Annotated in this window: 20 protein-coding genes; 14 read left to right on the forward strand and 6 right to left on the reverse strand. The window is 58.9% G+C overall.

Annotated elements, in window-relative coordinates:
• Positions 1-61: 61 nt before the first annotated feature.
• On the reverse strand, positions 62-1,000 hold the full coding sequence (locus J0G10_RS16970) for a site-specific integrase (RefSeq protein ID WP_095047781.1): 939 nt from the start codon (positions 998-1,000) through the stop codon (positions 62-64).
• Between the two features lie 177 nt (positions 1,001-1,177).
• Here J0G10_RS16970 and J0G10_RS16975 point away from each other — a divergent pair, with 177 nt between their 5' ends.
• On the forward strand, positions 1,178-2,194 hold the full coding sequence (locus J0G10_RS16975; RefSeq protein ID WP_095047782.1) for a DNA-binding protein: 1,017 nt from the start codon (positions 1,178-1,180) through the stop codon (positions 2,192-2,194).
• On the opposite strand, the gene gorA is transcribed toward J0G10_RS16975, so the two are convergent.
• Together gorA and galU are read right to left on the reverse strand one after the other, a co-directional pair.
• Positions 2,191-3,549, reverse strand: a complete 1,359-nt coding sequence (gene gorA, locus J0G10_RS16980) for a glutathione-disulfide reductase (protein WP_186621413.1) — start codon at positions 3,547-3,549, stop codon at positions 2,191-2,193. The two genes, J0G10_RS16975 and gorA, sit on opposite strands and share 4 nt — an antisense overlap.
• Before the next feature lie 128 nt (positions 3,550-3,677).
• Positions 3,678-4,517 carry a UTP--glucose-1-phosphate uridylyltransferase GalU gene (gene galU / locus J0G10_RS16985; RefSeq protein WP_093431079.1) on the reverse strand — a complete coding sequence of 280 codons (840 nt, stop codon included), beginning with the start codon at positions 4,515-4,517 and terminating at the stop codon, positions 3,678-3,680.
• 258 nt (positions 4,518-4,775) lie between these two features.
• Between galU and J0G10_RS16990 the strand changes: the two genes are divergently transcribed.
• Positions 4,776-4,961 (forward strand): hypothetical protein, encoded by a 186-nt coding sequence (locus tag J0G10_RS16990; RefSeq protein WP_090283267.1) that lies wholly within the window; start codon positions 4,776-4,778, stop codon positions 4,959-4,961.
• Between the two features lie 137 nt (positions 4,962-5,098).
• Complete coding sequence (locus J0G10_RS16995) at positions 5,099-5,386, forward strand: hypothetical protein (protein WP_093431076.1); 288 nt, start codon at positions 5,099-5,101, stop codon at positions 5,384-5,386.
• Positions 5,387-5,389: 3 nt separating this feature from the next.
• Here the strand turns inward: J0G10_RS16995 and J0G10_RS17000 are convergent, their stop codons facing one another.
• Both J0G10_RS17000 and J0G10_RS17005 read right to left on the reverse strand, forming a co-directional pair.
• The gene (locus tag J0G10_RS17000) at positions 5,390-5,620 is read right to left on the reverse strand and encodes a hypothetical protein (protein WP_008082673.1); all 231 of its coding nucleotides are present in this window, start codon (positions 5,618-5,620) and stop codon (positions 5,390-5,392) included.
• A 71-nt stretch (positions 5,621-5,691) separates the two neighbouring features.
• Positions 5,692-6,048: a hypothetical protein gene (locus J0G10_RS17005; RefSeq protein WP_095047784.1), complete on the reverse strand. Its 357-nt coding sequence runs from the start codon at positions 6,046-6,048 to the stop codon at positions 5,692-5,694.
• 210 nt (positions 6,049-6,258) lie between these two features.
• Between J0G10_RS17005 and J0G10_RS17010 the strand changes: the two genes are divergently transcribed.
• The 5 genes from J0G10_RS17010 to ada all read left to right on the forward strand — a co-directional run bounded on the left by J0G10_RS17010 (position 6,259) and on the right by ada (position 9,393).
• A complete protein-coding gene (locus tag J0G10_RS17010; RefSeq protein WP_007912251.1) occupies positions 6,259-6,561 on the forward strand; it encodes a DUF1883 domain-containing protein in 303 nt (100 codons plus the stop codon).
• Between the two features lie 34 nt (positions 6,562-6,595).
• A complete protein-coding gene (locus J0G10_RS17015) occupies positions 6,596-6,763 on the forward strand; it encodes a hypothetical protein (RefSeq protein ID WP_176471335.1) in 168 nt (55 codons plus the stop codon).
• 93 nt (positions 6,764-6,856) lie between these two features.
• A complete protein-coding gene (locus J0G10_RS17020) occupies positions 6,857-7,567 on the forward strand; it encodes a 2OG-Fe(II) oxygenase (protein WP_095126347.1) in 711 nt (236 codons plus the stop codon).
• 5 nt (positions 7,568-7,572) lie between these two features.
• Positions 7,573-8,238, forward strand: a complete 666-nt coding sequence (gene alkB, locus J0G10_RS17025) for a DNA oxidative demethylase AlkB (protein WP_220556303.1) — start codon at positions 7,573-7,575, stop codon at positions 8,236-8,238.
• An 87-nt stretch (positions 8,239-8,325) separates the two neighbouring features.
• Positions 8,326-9,393 (forward strand): bifunctional DNA-binding transcriptional regulator/O6-methylguanine-DNA methyltransferase Ada, encoded by a 1,068-nt coding sequence (gene ada, locus J0G10_RS17030; protein WP_220556304.1) that lies wholly within the window; start codon positions 8,326-8,328, stop codon positions 9,391-9,393.
• 32 nt (positions 9,394-9,425) lie between these two features.
• On the opposite strand, the gene acuI is transcribed toward ada, so the two are convergent.
• Positions 9,426-10,409: an acrylyl-CoA reductase (NADPH) gene (acuI, locus tag J0G10_RS17035; protein ID WP_220556305.1), complete on the reverse strand. Its 984-nt coding sequence runs from the start codon at positions 10,407-10,409 to the stop codon at positions 9,426-9,428.
• Positions 10,410-10,763: 354 nt separating this feature from the next.
• Between acuI and J0G10_RS17040 the strand changes: the two genes are divergently transcribed.
• The 6 genes from J0G10_RS17040 to J0G10_RS17065 all read left to right on the forward strand — a co-directional run bounded on the left by J0G10_RS17040 (position 10,764) and on the right by J0G10_RS17065 (position 17,423).
• Positions 10,764-11,828: an NAD(P)H-dependent flavin oxidoreductase gene (locus J0G10_RS17040; protein ID WP_220556306.1), complete on the forward strand. Its 1,065-nt coding sequence runs from the start codon at positions 10,764-10,766 to the stop codon at positions 11,826-11,828.
• Between the two features lie 170 nt (positions 11,829-11,998).
• Positions 11,999-12,766, forward strand: a complete 768-nt coding sequence (gene modA, locus J0G10_RS17045) for a molybdate ABC transporter substrate-binding protein (protein ID WP_095047790.1) — start codon at positions 11,999-12,001, stop codon at positions 12,764-12,766.
• 1 nt (position 12,767) lies between these two features.
• Positions 12,768-13,448: a molybdate ABC transporter permease subunit gene (modB, locus tag J0G10_RS17050; RefSeq protein WP_093431052.1), complete on the forward strand. Its 681-nt coding sequence runs from the start codon at positions 12,768-12,770 to the stop codon at positions 13,446-13,448.
• A gap of 3 nt (positions 13,449-13,451) precedes the next feature.
• Positions 13,452-14,531: a molybdenum ABC transporter ATP-binding protein gene (modC, locus tag J0G10_RS17055; protein WP_220556307.1), complete on the forward strand. Its 1,080-nt coding sequence runs from the start codon at positions 13,452-13,454 to the stop codon at positions 14,529-14,531.
• A 72-nt stretch (positions 14,532-14,603) separates the two neighbouring features.
• On the forward strand, positions 14,604-15,641 hold the full coding sequence (locus J0G10_RS17060) for a DNA topoisomerase IB (protein WP_095047793.1): 1,038 nt from the start codon (positions 14,604-14,606) through the stop codon (positions 15,639-15,641).
• A gap of 144 nt (positions 15,642-15,785) precedes the next feature.
• The gene (locus tag J0G10_RS17065; protein WP_220556308.1) at positions 15,786-17,423 is read left to right on the forward strand and encodes an ABC-F family ATP-binding cassette domain-containing protein; all 1,638 of its coding nucleotides are present in this window, start codon (positions 15,786-15,788) and stop codon (positions 17,421-17,423) included.
• The last annotated feature ends 2 nt before the right edge of the window (positions 17,424-17,425 follow it).

Genomic DNA, 17,425 nt, shown 5'->3' on the forward strand with positions numbered 1-17,425 from the left:
ACCTGATGCTGCTGATTTGTTTTCGCTATTAGCTGACTGTATTAATAGAAGAAAACGATCTCTACGACGTAGCCGGTTTATCCGTAATCCGAGCCATCCCCTGGAATGGGCTGGCTTCAACATAGCGCATCGCGGACTTCATATCCTTCCAGCCGACGTAACTCATCAACGATTTCAGATCCCAGCCACTTTGGTGTGCCCACGTGGCAAAGCCGCGACGCAGGGAGTGGCTGGTGTAGTTTTCGGCGGCAATGCCGGCACGCTGCAACGCCTGGCGCAGCAAAGGAATGATGCTGTTGGCGTGCAGGCCCTCCTCATTCAGATTGCCCCAGCGGTCGATGCTGCGGAAAACCGGGCCGCGTACCAGCGCCGCTTCGGTGATCCAGTCGATATAGGCCTGCACCGGGCACAGCTTGAGCAGCGCCGGCGCTTGATAGGTCTGCCCGAGATTTTCCCGATCACCCTTGCTGCGTGGTAAATACAAGGTGATGCCTTTGCCGGCATGCGCTTGCACGTGTTCGATTTGCAAGCGACACAACTCATCGCTGCGGAAGCCGCGCCAGAATCCCAGCAGGATCAAGGCGCGATCACGATAAGCCTTAAGCAGTGACGGACGATCCTGCTGCTCTTTTGCGGTTTGCGCCTCATGCTCCAGCCAGTCGATGACGCGCTGCAAATCCTGCAACTGCAACGGCTCAGCCTGTTTCTCCTGCGCTGGATGCAAAGCCCGAATCCCTTTGAAAACCTTGCGCACCACCGGCGCCTTGGTCGGGTCTGCAAACCCTTGGCTGTTGTGCCACTGCGCCAGCGCCGACAGACGCAGTTTCAACGTATTGATCGACAACTCCTCGGCGTGCGCCACCAGATACCGCGCGACGCTGTCAGCCGTCGCCGGCAAGAATCCGCCCCACTTCACTTCAAAATGCTCGATGGCCGCGCGATAGCTACGGCGCGTGTTGTCACGGGTGGCGGCTTGCAGATAGCGATCCAGATCGCTCATGGGCTGTTTTCTCGCTGGCGTACTGAGACAGGGATGCAGAAACGCATTTTGCCGTCTGACACTGGGTAATACCAGTATATCCCGTGCCTTGGTTATCAAAGGTTTATCTTTATTTTTGAGATGGTACACTGCGTACTTTAGTGGCATGTACCACAGTACGTAACCGTAGGAGTTCACATGGCCCGTGGCGGCATTACCAAAGCACTGGTGCAGATCGCGCGCACAGCGATCCTCGCCCGTGGCGAACACCCGAGCATCGATGCAGTACGCATTGAAATGGGCAACACCGGCTCGAAAACCACGATCCATCGCTATTTGAAAGAACTGGATGACGGCGCTCAGCCCGTTGAAGCCTCGGCTGAGCCTATCGATGACGAATTGACCGCCCTCGTCTCCAGGCTCGCCCAACGCCTCAAAGAACAAGCGCAAGAGCCCATCGAGCAAGCCCGCGAGCAGTTCGAGGAGCAGCGCGAAGCACTGGAGTCGGAGCTGCAACAGACGCGTCAGGCACTGGAAAAGCTCGAACACGAGCACGACATTCAAGGCGCTGCACTGGCACGTGAATCCGAAGCGCTGAACAACACACGCTCGATGCTGCAAACCGAGCAGACCCGCAATGCCGGGCTGAATCAGGCATTGGCCGACTTTGAGTTGCGCTTGCAGGACAAGGACGAGCAGATCCGCTCGCTGGAAGAAAAACACCTGCATGCCCGTGACGCGCTGGAGCACTACCGCAACGCCAGCAAAGAGCAGCGCGAGCAGGAACAGAGCCGCCACGAAGCGCAGGTGCAACAGATTCAGGCCGAACTGCGTCAGGCGCAGCAAAGCGCACTGGTTCGTCAGGACGAGATCACGCAACTGCACCGCGACAACGAACGCCTGCTCACGGAAAACCGTGGCACGCAGCGCGAACTGAGTCTGCTGCAGGATCAGCTCAAGCAGAGTAATCAGCGTCAGGACCAATTGCTGGAGCAAGCGACCCGCGTCGACAGCGAACGCACCCTCCTCCAGGAACGCCTGCGCGTGGCCACGCTGGAAAGCCAGACACTCAAACAGAGCATCGAGGAGCAGACGCTGCTCAACCAGTCACTGGAAAAGGAATTGAATAAGGCTCAGGCAAGCCTGGAAGAAAGCCAGCGTCTGGCGGCTGCCGTTGCGGCAGCGCCAGACTCAGCCAAGCCGAAAGACGCTTAAGCGCCGACCGGCGTACGCATGGTGACGAACTCCTCGGCGGCCGTCGGGTGCACCCCGATCGTGTCGTCGAAGTCGCGCTTGGTTGCGCCAGCTTTCAAGGCAATCGCCAGGCCCTGGACGATCTCACCAGCGTCCGGGCCGACCATGTGGCAGCCGAGGACTTTGTCGGTCTTGCCGTCGACCACCAGTTTCATCAGGGTTTTTTCCTGGCATTCGGTCAGGGTAAGCTTCATAGGCCGGAACCGGCTTTCGAAAATCACCACGTCGTGGCCAGCCTCGCGCGCTTCTTCTTCGGTCAAACCGACCGTGCCGATGTTCGGCAGGCTGAACACCGCCGTCGGGATCATCTTGTAATCCACCGGACGGTATTGCTCTGGCTTGAACAGACGTCGTGCCACAGCCATCCCTTCAGCCAGCGCCACCGGCGTCAGTTGCACACGACCAATGACATCGCCCAGCGCCAGAATCGATGGCTCGCTGGTCTGATACTGCTCGTCGACTTTGATGAAGCCTTTGTCGTTGAGCTGCACATCGGTGTTTTCCAGCCCCAGATTGTCGAGCATCGGACGCCGACCCGTGGCGTAGAACACGCAATCCGCCTCCAGCACACGACCATCTTTAAGGGTGGCTTTCAAACTGCCATCGACCTGCTTGTCGATACGCGCGATGTCGGCATTGAACCGCAGGTCCAGACCACGCTTGGTGAGCTCTTCCTGCAAATGCTTGCGCACCGAACCATCGAAGCCGCGCAGGAACAGATCGCCGCGATACAGCAGCGTGGTGTTCGCGCCAAGGCCGTGGAAGATCCCGGCAAATTCGACGGCGATGTAACCGCCGCCAACCACCAGTACACGCTTTGGCAGCTCCTTGAGGAAGAACGCCTCATTGGAACCGATCGCGTGCTCGCGCCCCGGAATCTCCGGAATCTGCGGCCAGCCACCGGTAGCGATCAGAATGTTTTTCGCTGTAAAACGCTCACCATTCACTTCAACTTCATGCGGGCCAACGATCTTCGCGTGCGCTTCATGCAAGGTCACGCCGCTGTTGACCAGCAGATTGCGATAGATGCCGTTGAGGCGATTGATCTCACGATCCTTGTTGGCGATCAGCGTCGCCCAGTCGAAATTCGCTTCGCCCAGGCTCCAGCCAAAACCGGACGCCTGCTCAAAGTCTTCGGCGAAATGCGCGCCGTACACCAGCAGCTTTTTCGGCACACAGCCGACATTGACGCAGGTCCCGCCCAGATAACGGCTCTCCGCCACCGCCACTTTCGCACCGAAACCGGCCGCAAAACGCGCAGCGCGCACACCGCCGGAACCGGCACCAATCACATAAAGGTCAAAATCGTAGGCCATCTCTATCTCCTCGGCAGGGGATCAGCATACCTGCAGCCACCCATTGGGCAAGCGCTGCCAGTCATATGGGGGCGCAAAATGAAAAAACCCGCCGAAGCGGGTTTTTCTTACAGACCAATCAAGCGCTCTTAGTAAGCCTTGCCAGTCTTATAGAAGTTCTCGAAGCAGAAGTTGGTCGCTTCGATGTAGCCTTCAGCGCCACCGCAGTCGAAACGCTTGCCTTTGAACTTGTAGGCCATCACGCAGCCGTTCTGAGCTTGTTTCATCAGGGCGTCGGTGATCTGGATTTCGCCGCCCTTGCCTGGCTCGGTTTGTTCGATCAGGTCGAAGATGTCCGGAGTCAGGATGTAACGACCGATGATAGCCAGGTTCGACGGCGCGTCTTCCGGCTTTGGCTTCTCGACCATGCTGTGAACGCGGTAGATGTCGTCGCGGATCATCTCGCCGGCGATAACGCCGTACTTGCTGGTTTCCTGCGGATCGACTTCCTGGATGGCGATGATCGAGCAACGGAACTGCTTGTACAGCTTGACCATCTGGGTCAGTACGCCGTCGCCTTCGAGGTTGACGCACAGGTCGTCCGCCAGGACCACGGCGAACGGTTCGTCACCGATCAGCGGGCGACCAGTGAGGATCGCGTGGCCCAGACCTTTCATTTCGGTTTGACGGGTGTAGGAGAACGAGCACGAGTCGAGCAGTTTGCGGATACCGACCAGGTATTTCTCTTTGTCGGTGCCTTTGATCTGGTTTTCCAGCTCGTAGCTGATGTCGAAGTGGTCTTCCAGAGCACGCTTGCCACGACCGGTCACGATGGAGATTTCCGTCAGGCCAGCGTCCAGAGCTTCTTCAACGCCGTACTGGATCAGTGGCTTGTTTACCACCGGCAGCATTTCTTTAGGCATGGCTTTAGTCGCTGGCAGGAAGCGAGTACCGTAACCGGCTGCTGGGAACAAGCATTTCTTGATCATATAAGTCCTTGAAAGGGCTGTGTGTACGAGTTTCGGCGCAGTCTAATCAGGCGGCGTGCACCTTACAATGCCCCGCACTGGCTAACCGATGCCAACATAGAGAAATATTCTCGCCGATAGTTCCATCGACATCCTGGCGCAGCCAGATCAGCGTAGCTCAAAGCAGTCGACAAACTGAATCACCATACGCTCATCGCCCCCCAATGCGAGCATTTGCCGGTATCATGGCGCCTTTGAACCAGCGAACGAGACAGATAGATGGCCGCGGTAAAAATCGTCAACGGGTATGTGATCGACAAGAAAGACGGCAAGTGGACGCTGACCACGACCAATGGCGAGCACATCGCCGGGCCTTTCGACAGCGAGCAAATGGCGACCGATGTAGCGGCAGTGTTCACCGACACTCCGGCATCGGCCAAGCGCCGTGGCAAAGATCAGGACTGATCGACTGCGACACCCCAAGCCCTGCCCTTGCGCAGGGCTTTTTTGTGCCCACCTACAAACAAGTGGCCAAACGCTATAACCTTTTCACACCGGCGCTGTCAGAGCGTCTAGTCCCTCCCTCGCTGAAGACCACAAACATGAATCTGAAAAAATGGCTGCCCCTGATCGCGGTATTGGCACTGGCCGGTTGCGCCACCTCCCAACCCACATACCTGAACAATGGTGAACAGGGGCTGTCGATCGATTGCTCCGGTGAAGCGAATTCCTGGGCGACCTGCTATGAAAAAGCCGATGCCTCCTGCGCGGGCACTGGCTACCGAATCGTTGGCACCGACGGCACACCCCAGCCCAAGGAAAGTGACAAAACCCTGGGCGTTGATGTCGGCAACTACAAGAACCGCAGCGTTGTCGTGGTCTGCAAATAGACCTTACATATGAATTTCGGCGAACTTGATCCCGAGTCCACGAACGACTTCGATCAGATCGTCGAGACGGTTGAAGGATTCGACTTCGTCGTTATCGTCGACCAGAAAGTAGCTGCGCCCGGCGCTCTTCTTGAAAAACACGATCCACTCACCCGGATTCGCCGGGTTCTGGATGACATGGGTGGCAGAGATCAGGCCCTCTACGTGGCGCTCCCGTACTTGCTCTCGCTTCATCGCGACTCCAGAAATGAAAATGCCGTCACAGCATGACTGCGACGGCATCGGTGCTGATGACGGTCAGTCTATCAGCCGGAAATACACGCATTGGCGGCCTTTTGCACGTCACGCGGGCGAACCGGCACGTTCGACATGCGCTCATGCAACTTGATGCTGCTGCCACCGGAGCGATCTTCGATATCAAACACCGCGGCTGCGCCGGTAGAAAGTTTCCCCGGTACGATGACCTGAACCCCGTCCTTGTGCGGCTGTACTTGCAGCGCGCCGCGGCTGTCTGCCAGTTTATCGGCCAGACACTGGGCATATTCATGGGGTTTCTTGCCGGAGATCACGCTCATGGTCGGCAGCGTTTCATTGATTTCGGAAACACTCGCACAACCACCCACAGCCAGAATCAACGGCAGACACACCACACCCCACTTCATACAAAACCTCCGTTAAAGACCGTCCGACAGCACAAATGCCGTTTTTCTCCGGGGCCTTCTGCATTTAACCCGCATCCGATTGCGAATATCTGTTCAAAATTGTCAAACCAACGCCCGACGGCCAGATAATAACCCGTGCAGGCTGATAAACTGCGCGCAATTACAAGCTATCGTTTTGATTTTGTAGAAAAAGCCCTTCTGGAGGCGCCCATGAAATTCATTCACCAGCGCGAACACCTCAACGAAGACGACATCGTCGTCATTCAATGCTCGCAAATGTGCAATATCCGTCTGATGAACGACGCTAACTTCCGCAGCTTCAAAAATGGCGGCCGTCACACCTATCACGGCGGCGCCTTCGACACCTTCCCGGCCCGTATCACCGCGCCGAGCACCGGTTTCTGGAACATCACCATAGACACGGTCAACCGCCGTGCGATCAGCGTAACCCGCAAGCCGACGCTGACCCACTCGATCAAGATCATCCGTCGCTCCAGCACCAAACTCAGCTGAGACACGCCGTCCGACCAGAAAGGAAAGCATGACCGTGGCCCAAACAACCAAATATGTCATCAAGTACAAACTCAACGGTGAACGCCGCTTCGAGTTCGCGCAGCTGGAAAACGGCACTGAAGAAGAAGCCAAGGCTGCGCTTGACGCGATCCACGGCAAAGATGATGTGATCAGCGAGATCGCCGTCAGCAAAGCGCTGTAAGCATCGACAGGAATTCGACCGCAAGCGGCGGAGTGTTCTGCCGCTACGTCCTGCCTAGACTGACTTTCTTCGACCAAGCGTCAAGGAGTCAGCATGTCGATGTCACCCTCGCGTCTGGATTCGCTCGACTGGGCAAGCCTTGCGCAGCAACTGGATCAGGACGGCTACGCGATCATCCGTTCGCTGCTGCTGGCCGAAACCTGCGATCACCTGAGTGCGCTGTATCCACAGACCGAACCGTTTCGATCGCAGGTCATCATGGCCCGCCACGGTTTCGGTCGCGGCGAGTACAAATACTTTCGATATCCGCTGCCGACACCGGTAGAACGCCTTCGCTGCGCGTTGTATCCGCGCTTGGTCCCCTTGGCCAATCGCTGGTACGAACGCATGCACCTGCCCGAACGTTTTCCGGCGAACCACGCCGAGTTTCTTCAGCGCTGCCATGCCGCCGGTCAACGACGCCCTACCCCTCTTCTGTTGCAGTACGGCCCGCAGGACTACAACTGCCTGCATCAGGACCTGTACGGCGAATCGGTTTTTCCGCTGCAAGTGGCGATTCTTCTGTCAGAACCCGGGCAAGACTTCAACGGCGGAGAGTTCGTTCTCACCGAGCAGCGCCCACGCATGCAATCTCGCCCGCACGTACTCGATCTGACGAAAGGTGATGCGCTGATCTTTGCCGTGAATCAGCGCCCCGTCAAAGGCGTGCGCGGTGATTATCGGGTGACCATGCGCCACGGTGTCAGTCGCCTGCACAGTGGAAAAAGGCATACCCTAGGCATCATCTTTCACGACGCAACCTGATGGCCATGTCCTCAACAACTCTCGACCTGTTCGCTGACCACGAACCCGAACAACAAGCCCGAGCCGAACAGATTGGCGAACAATCCTGGCTATTGCGCGGCTTCGCCCTGCCGATTGTCGATCAATTGCTGCCGGCACTGGACGCCGTTCTCGCAGTGGCCCCCTTGCGCCACATGGTCACACCGGGCGGTTTCAGCATGTCTGTCGGCACCAGCAGTTGCGGTGAGCGGGGCTGGATCACTGATCGCAGCGGCTATCGTTATTCGGCTGTCGACCCGCTCAACGGGCTGCCATGGCCGCAGATGCCGAAATCCTTCGCTGCTCTGGCGCATTCGGCAGCCGAGCGAGCTGGTTTCTCTGGCTTCAATGCAGATTCCTGCCTGATCAATCGCTATGTCCCCGGCGCAAAAATGTCATTGCATCAGGATAAAGACGAAAAGGACTACGCCGCGCCGATCGTTTCCCTGTCACTCGGATTACCAGCCATATTTCTGTTCGGCGGTTTTGCGCGCAGCGACAAGACCCGGCGAATTTCGCTGCTGCACGGTGACATGGTGGTCTGGGGCGGCGTCGACCGATTGCGCTACCACGGCGTATTGCCAATCAAGCAAGGTCAGCATCCGCGCTTGGGTCAACAGCGGATCAATCTGACATTTCGGCTGGCTCGCTAAACCCGAAAAATTTGACCGCAAGGCCCGGAGTGTTGTGCCTGGCGAGGCTGGTTAACCTGAATCAAACAGGTCAACGGATTACTCATCATGAAAACGCTTTCGACGCCGCTTGATACCGAACATGATCCACGCTGGGCCGCCGTGCTCGCACGGGATCCGCAGGCGGACGGACAGTTTGTCTATGCGGTAAAAACCACGGGCATCTACTGCCGCCCGAGCAGCCTGGCACGCTTGCCGAAACCGCAAAATGTCGAGTTTTTCGACACCGCCCAACAGGCCGAAGCCGCGGGGTATCGGCCGAGCAAACGTGCGAGCAAGGATCAAAGTGATGTCGCCGCGCAGCATGCCGCGACCGTTGCCACGGCATGCCGGCAAATCGAGATGGCCGAAAATCCGCCCGCCCTGAACGAGCTCGCAGAGACGGCCGGCTTGAGCCCGTTTCACTTTCATCGCGTGTTCAAAGCCGCCACTGGCCTGACGCCAAGAGCCTACGCCGCCGCCCATCGTTCGCGCAGAGTGCGTGAACGTCTCGCGGACGGCAATTCGGTGACGGACGCTCTATACGACGCAGGCTTCAACTCCAACAGCCGCTTCTACGAATCAGCCAACCAACTGCTGGGTATGAAACCTGGCGACTACCGCGCCGCCGGTCAAAACAACGACATCCATTTTGCCGTAGGCCAATGCTCGCTGGGCGCGATTCTGGTGGCGCAAAGCGAGCGTGGGGTGTGCGCGATTTTGCTGGGTGACGACCCGCACCAACTGGTGTGCGACCTGCAGGATCAGTTTCGCAACGCCAACCTGATTGGCGCAGACAGCGGGTTTGAACAGTTGATCGCCAAAGTCGTGGGTTTTATCGAAGCACCGGCCATTGGCCTGGATCTGCCACTGGACGTGCGGGGGACGGCGTTTCAGGAACGTGTCTGGCAAGCCTTGCGGGAGATTCCGCTCGGCAGCACCGCCAGCTATGCCGAGATTGCCCAGCGCATCGGCGCGCCGACGTCCATGCGCGCAGTGGCCCAGGCGTGCGGGGCCAACCGCCTGGCGGTGGCGATCCCTTGCCACCGCGTGGTGCGCAGCGATGGCAACCTTTCCGGTTATCGCTGGGGGGTCGAGCGCAAGCGTCAGTTGCTTGAGCGCGAGACGTCGGCGTGAACGGTCAATGGAAGCTACGCAACCTGAAAACCTCAGCGATTGACGTCCACCACAACCCGTCCGCGAAGTTGCCCGGCGAGCAGTTTTGGCGCCGCCTCGATGGCTTCACTCAGGCCGATTTCATGGCTGATCAATGCCAGCAGCGAGAAATCCAGATCCTTGGCCAGACGCTCCCATGCTTGCAGCCGGCGGGCCTTGGGCTGGGTCACGCTGTTGATGCCGGCGAGGGTCACACCGCGCAAAATGAACGGCGCCACTGACGCCGGGAAATCCATACCTTGGGCCAGACCACAGGCGGCGACGGTGCCTTCGGAGCGGGTGCTCGCGCAGGCATTGGCCAGGGTGTGACTGCCAACCGAATCGATCACCGCCGCCCAACGCTCTTTGGCCAGTGGCTTGCCGGGCGCTGACAACGTCGCACGGTCAATGATTTCGCCGGCGCCCAACTGCTGCAGATATTCATGCTCGGAGACCCGGCCGGTGGACGCGACGACGCGGTAGCCGAGTTTGCTCAGCAGGGCGATGGCAAAACTGCCGACACCGCCGTTGGCCCCCGTGACCAACACCTCACCCTGCTCCGGCGTCACGCCATTGCGCTCGAGCGCCAGAATGCACAGCATCGCCGTATAACCGGCCGTACCGACAGCCATCGCTTGCGCCGCCGTAAAGGCCTTGGGCAATGGAATTAGCCAATCGCCATCGAGTCGCGCCTTCTGCGCCAGACCGCCCCAGTGATTCTCGCCAACACCCCAGCCGTTGAGCAGCACCTGATCACCCACCTTATAGTCGGGGTGTGAACTGGCTTCCACGGTGCCCGCAAGATCGATCCCCGGCACCATCGGAAACTTGCGCACCACCGGACTGCTGCCGGTTATCGCCAAGCCATCCTTGAAGTTCAGCGTGCTGTACGCAACAGCCACGGTGACATCGCCTTCAGGCAATTGCTCCTCGTTGACCTGTTGCAGGTTGGCGCGGTAACCGCTGTCGTCTTTGTCGATCACAATGGCGTTAAACATGACTGCCTCGCTGGACTGTTTTCAGAATGTCGTGCCTTGAAATAGCACATCGCAACACCCTGCCACATTCGACTTTGCGCCAATCGGCAAATCGGCCGGGTATTTCGATGGCCCGCGTCTATGCTTTTTCGACGGTCGTGGTTTCGCCGAGTTTTTTAAAGAGTTCGCCACTGCCGCGACCACCGGCGTACCAGCAATTTTCATCACGCTTCTGGAGGCCGAAGAGCGGCGGATGTCATCGACGCTGAAAAACTGCACGGGTTGTTCTGAATTTCGAACTGGCCCCGAATCCGGTTTTGCTGCTAAAAACCGGTTTTGCCCCCTGCCCGCTGCACCGTTCGGAGAACCGCCCTCATGAGCCAATGGCCAGACACCCGTCTTCTTGATCTGCTCGGCATTGAATTGCCGATCATCCAGGGCCCGATGGCCGGTGCGACGAATTCGTCCATGGTCATCGCCGTGTGCAACGCCGGTGGCCTGGGTTCGATGCCGGCGGCGATGTTGAGCATCGAGCAATTGCGCGAAGAGCTGAAAACCATCAGCCAGCACACCGACAAGCCCTTCAACGTGAACTTCTTCTGCCATCAGCCACCGGTAGCCGATGAGCAACGTGCACGTGACTGGAAGCATTTGCTGGAGCCTTACTATCGTGAACTGGGCGCCGATTTCGCTGCACCGACTCCGGTATCCAACCGCGCGCCATTCGATGCCGCAGCCTGTGAAGTGCTGGAAGAATTTCGACCTGAAGTTGTGAGTTTCCATTTCGGTCTGCCAGAGAAATCCTTGCTCGAGCGGGTCAAGGCAACCGGGGCGAAAATTCTCTCATCGGCCACGACGGTCGATGAAGCGATCTGGCTGGAACAGAACGGCTGCGACGCGATTATCGCCATGGGCTACGAGGCCGGCGGCCATCGCGGCATGTTTCTCAGTGATGATCTGAGCAGTCAGGTCGGCACGTTTGCCCTGGTGCCTCAGGTGGTCGATGCGGTGAGCGTACCGGTGATTGCCGCCGGGGCAATTGCCGATGCGCGCGGCATGGCGGCGGCGTTTATGTTGGGGGCCTCAGCGGTACAGGTCGGCACTGCCTATCTGTTCACGCCGGAAGCAAAAGTCAGCGCCGCTCACCACAAGGCGCTGCGCACCGCCAAGGAAAGCGAAACAGCGATCACCAATATTTTTACCGGGCGGCCGGCACGGGGCATTCTCAATCGCGTCATGCGTGAGCTGGGCCCGATTTCGCCCCAGGCACCAGCATTTCCCTTGGCTGGGGGTGCGCTGATGCCGCTGCGAGCGATCAACGAAGCAGAGTTTGCCAACCTCTGGGCCGGTCAGGCATTCACCTTGGGCAAAGACCTCGGTAGCGCTGAACTGACTCGACAATTGGCCGAAGGCGCACTGGCAAAACTCGCAAGCCGCTGAAGCTGCACAGCGCGAAGATTCAAACATCCTCGCGCTGATTTTAACCAACACTTCCTGTTTGGCGGCATTTCGCTATATATTTCGCTATATAGCGAATTCACCTCTCGCATCGGCGCAGCCCACTTCAAACAATAGCTGCCCGCTGCACTCGCCAATAACGGAGCTGTTACATGACCATTCGTGCCTCACGTCTTGCCCCTGGTTGCTTGGCCTCTTTGCTCGCCGTCTTCGCCGTCGGCGCAGTTCAGGCTGATGAAGTGCAGGTGGCTGTGGCAGCCAACTTCACCGCGCCGATCCAGGCCATCGCCGCCGATTTCGAAAAAGACACCGGGCACAAACTGGTCGCAGCCTATGGCGCCACTGGCCAGTTCTACACTCAGATCAAGAACGGCGCGCCGTTCGAAGTGTTCCTCTCCGCTGACGACACCACCCCGGAAAAACTCGAAAAAGAAGGCGAGACCGTCAAAGGTTCGCGCTTCACCTACGCCATCGGCACGCTGGCGTTGTGGTCGGCTAAAGAAGGTTATGTCGATGCGAAAGGCGAAGTGCTGAAAAAGAACGAATACCAGCACCTGTCCATCGCCAACCCGAAAGCCGCGCCCTATGGTCTGGCAGCCACGCAAGTGCTGGAAAAACTCAAACTGACCGACGCCACCAAAGCCAAGATCGTTGAAGGCCAGAACATCACTCAGGCCTACCAATTCGTCTCGACCGGCAACGCTGAGTTGGGCTTTGTTGCCCTGTCGCAAATCTACAAGGACGGCAAAGTCAGCAGCGGTTCGGCATGGATCGTCCCTGCGAGCATGCACGACCCGATCAAACAGGACGCGGTCATTCTGAACAAAGGCAAAGACAACGCCGCCGCCAAAGCCTTGGTCGAATACCTCAAAGGCCCGAAAGCCGCTGCGGTGATCAAGTCCTACGGTTACCAGCTCTAAAATGTCACTGACGAGCGCCGATTTCGCGGCGATCTGGCTGACCCTGAAACTGGCGTCCCTGACCACCGCGATCCTGCTGGTGGTCGGCACGCCGATCGCCCTGTGGCTGTCGCGCACCGATTCATGGCTGCGCGGCCCGATCGGAGCGATCGTCGCCCTGCCCCTCGTACTGCCTCCGACCGTAATCGGTTTCTATCTGTTGCTGATGATGGGGCCGCACGGTTTTCTCGGCCAATTCACCCAATGGCTGGGCCTGGGCACTTTGACGTTCAGCTTCACCGGGCTGGTGATCGGTTCGGTGATCTATTCCATGCCGTTCGTGGTGCAACCGTTGCAGAACGCGTTTTCGGCGATCGGCACCCGCCCCCTGGAAGTGGCCGCGACCTTGCGCGCCAATCCGTGGGACACGTTTTTCAGCGTGATTGTGCCGTTGGCGCGCCCCGGTTTTATCACCGCAGCGATACTCGGTTTCGCGCATACCGTCGGTGAGTTCGGCGTGGTGCTGATGATCGGCGGCAACATTCCCGACAAGACCCGCGTGGTTTCCGTACAAATTTATGACCACGTCGAAGCGATGGAATACGCGCAGGCTCACTGGCTGGCCGGGGCGATGCTGGTGTTTTCGTTTCTGGTGTTGCTGGCGCTGTATTCCAGCCGCAAGACCCGTGCAGGCTGGAGCTGATCGATGATCGATGTGCGTTTGAAACGGGTCTATACGGACTTCAGCCTCGATGTCGACCTGCACTTGCCAGGCCGTGGCGTGACTGCGCTTTATGGGCATTCCGGCTCGGGTAAAACCACCTGTCTGCGTTGCATTGCCGGGCTTGAGCGCGCTGAACATGGCTTCATCCAGATCAACGATGAAGTCTGGCAGGACAGCGATAACGGCATTTTCGTCCCGCCACACAAACGCGCGCTCGGCTATGTATTTCAGGAAGCCAGCCTGTTTCCGCATCTGTCGGTGCTGGCCAATCTGCAGTTCGGCCTCAAGCGCATCGCCAAGTCCCAGCGCCGGGTCGACATGGCGCAGGCCACCGAACTCTTGGGCATCGGCCATTTACTCGAACGTCATCCGCAGCATTTGTCGGGAGGCGAACGCCAGCGTGTCGGCATCGCCCGTGCCCTGCTGACCAGCCCGAAACTTCTGCTGATGGACGAGCCACTGGCCGCTCTCGATAGCCAGCGCAAAAGTGAAATCCTGCCGTACCTGCAACGTCTGCACGACGAACTGGACATTCCGCTGTTGTACGTCAGTCATGCCCAGGATGAAGTGGCGCGACTGGCTGACCATCTGGTGCTACTCAGCGAAGGCAAAGCGCTGGCCAGCGGCCCGATTGGCGAAACCCTCGCACGTCTTGACCTGCCGATGGCGATGGGCGATGACGCCGGGGTGATCATTGAAGGGCAGGTCAGCGCCTACGATGCGCAATATCAACTGCTGAGCCTGCAATTGCCGGCCACCGAGATGAGCATCCGTGTGACGCACGCGCCGATGGAACCGGGTCAGACCCTGCGCTGCAAAGTACACGCGCGGGATATCAGCCTGAGCCTGCAGAACAGCGAATTCAGCAGCATCCTCAATCGACTGCCGGTGACGGTGGTCAGCGAACAATCGGCGGACAACGCCGCCCACGTTTTGATTCGCCTGGATGTTGGCGGCACCCCGCTGCTCGCGCGTATTACACGCTACTCCCGGGACCAGTTGGGCGTGCATCCGGGCCAGCATTTATGGGCGCAGATCAAAGCGGTAGCAGTCCTCGCTTAAATCATTCGGCACCACGGCAACGGCGTGCGGTCAATCGTTTTACAGACCGCCGCGCCATCAAAGGAAACTGCCATGCCCGACACCGTGCTGACTGCCGACCTGCCATCCGACCTGCATTACGTCGACGACACCCAGCCCGGTATCACCCGCAAAAAGCTGCGTGGCAAGTTCAGCTATTTCGAGCCGTCAGGCCAGCGCATCAGTGATCCGGATGAAATCAAACGCATCAATGCCCTTGCCGTACCACCCGCCTATACCGATGTGTGGATCTGCCCGGATCCGCGCGGTCATCTGCAAGCCACCGGCCGTGATGCCCGTGGCCGCAAGCAATATCGCTATCACGCGCGCTGGCGCGAAGTGCGCGATGCCGACAAGTATTCGCGCCTGCGTGAGTTCGGTCTCGCGTTGCCGAAACTGCGCAAACAACTGGAGGCGCTATTGGCCGCGCCCGGCTTCAGTCGTGACAAGGTCATGGCCACGGTGATCACCCTGCTCGACGCCACATTGATCCGGGTCGGCAATACCCAATACGCCCGCGACAACCGCTCCTACGGCCTGACCACCCTGCGCAGCCGACATGTCGAAGTCAACGGCAGCGCGATCCTGTTCCAGTTTCGCGGCAAAAGCGGCATCGAACACCAGATCACCGTCAAGGATCGGCGTCTGGCACGCATCATCAAGCGGTGCCTGGAAATTCCCGGGCAGAATCTGTTTCAGTATCTCGATGAAAACGGTGAGCGACACACCGTCAGTTCTTCCGACGTCAACGCCTACCTGCAAACCCTGACCGGTGCCGATTTCACCGCCAAGGATTACCGCACCTGGGCCGGCAGTGCCTTGGCGCTGGCGGTATTGCGCGAGTTGCAATGGGAGTCCGAGACCGAGGCCAAGCGGCATGTGGTGGAGATGGTCAAAGGCGTCGCCAAGCAGTTGGGCAACACCCCGGCAGTGTGCCGAAAATGCTACATCCACCCCGCCGTGGTGGAGAAATTCATGCTCGGCGCCCTCGCTGAACTGCCTCGCCCGCGCGTGCGCAAAGGCCTGCGTGCGGAGGAAGTGGCGCTGGCGATGTTTCTCGAGCGAATGAGCGAGATGACCGACGCACCTTGATCCGCCGCACATCGTCAACTAGGCTAGCCACCTTCCCCTCCTTCGGACGACCGCAGCAGTGAACAATCCAGCCTTCTAAAAATGTACTCGCGACACGCCGTTCTCGGCGCTTGTCAGTTGTCACGACATTTTTTGGAGGTGCCGATGACTCACGTCTCGCGTACACCCGCACTCGTTTCCCTGAATCAACTGGGCTTTCAGTTCGCCAATGGCGCAACACTGTTTGAAGACCTGAACCTGACTTTCGATCATCAACCGACTGCGATCGTCGGGCGCAATGGTGTTGGCAAAAGCGTGCTTGCACGTTTGATTGCCGGGCAATTACAACCCGGCACCGGCAGCGTGGCACGCTCGGTTTGCGTGCATTACGTCGCACAAACGTTCATCGCCACACCCGGGCAAACCGTCGCCGATGCAACGGGGACGGCCCCGGCGCTCAGCGCACTGGAGCGACTAAGATGCGGTGCTGCCACTGCGCACGACTTCGACCTCATCGATGAACGCTGGGATCTGGCCGAGCGCTTGCGCCAGATGCTCGATGGGGCCGGGCTGACCGACCTCACCGGGTCGGATCTGACGGAGCACCTCAGCGGTGGCCAACAAGCCAGAATCGCTTTGATCGGCGCACTGCTGAGTCAGGCGCCATTGCTGGTGCTCGACGAGCCCACCAATCACCTCGACAGCGGCGGTCGGCAATGGCTGATGAGCCTGCTTGAGCGCTGGCGTGGCGGCCTGATTATCGTCAGTCACGACCGCCAGCTTCTGGAGCAGATGCAGCGATTTGTCGAACTCACGACGTTGGGAGTAACAGTTTTCAGCGGAAGGTTTTCGGATTTCACCGAGCAACGCAGGATCCATCAACAGGCGGCGCAGGCACAGCTCGATCAGGCCCGTATCGAACGTCAGCGCGAACGTACGCGGCTGCAACGCGAGCACGACACGATCCAGCGCCATGCCGCCGGCAGCCGTCGCCACGCACAAAGTGCCAACGTTTCGGGCTTCGAGCGGGCAGCGTTGAAAGCCGCTGCGCGGGACATCATGGGGCAGGTAAAAGTCGGCCACCAGGCACGCAAGGCCGATCTGGATCAGCGTGTTCGCGAGGCGTACGAAAACGTCCTGCCCGCCGACGGCGTGCTGATCAATCTGCCGGGCAGCGTGGTGCCGAGCAATCGGCGGGTGTGCACGCTGATCGACGCGTGCTTGCCAGGGTTACCGGCAGATGCGCCCACCACCCGCCTTGACCTCGCCATTCAAGGGCCGATGCGCATCGCTGTCAGCGGTCACAACGGTTGTGGCAAATCGACGCTGTTGAAATTGCTGGCGGGTGAATGGGCGCCGGTAAGTGGCGAGTGCATCACGCACGTGCCTTTTGCTTTTTTCGACCAACAACTGAAGCTGCTGGATGAGCACACATCGATTGTCGATCAGTTGCAGGAACAGCAAACACTTTTGAGCGAAGGTGAGTTGCGCAGCTTTCTCGCTCATCTGCAACTCGACGCACAACGCGTTAACCGCCCGTGCGCCTCACTCAGTGGCGGCGAACGCTTGAAAGCAGCCCTTGCGCTGGCGTTGTGGCGCCAGACGCCCGCGCAATTACTGCTGCTGGATGAGCCCACCAATCATCTGGACCTGGCGTCGGTGCACGCTTTCGAACACGCCTTGCAGGCATTTCCCGGAGCGATTGTCGCGGTTTCCCACGATCAAGCGTTTCTACAGGCGTTAAACCCAAGCCATTGTTTGACCTGGCACCCCGAAGGCTGGCGCTGGCAACCGACGAGCTGACC

The organism is Pseudomonas germanica, assembly GCF_019614655.1.
Classification (GTDB): Bacteria; Pseudomonadota; Gammaproteobacteria; order Pseudomonadales; family Pseudomonadaceae; genus Aquipseudomonas; species Aquipseudomonas neuropathica.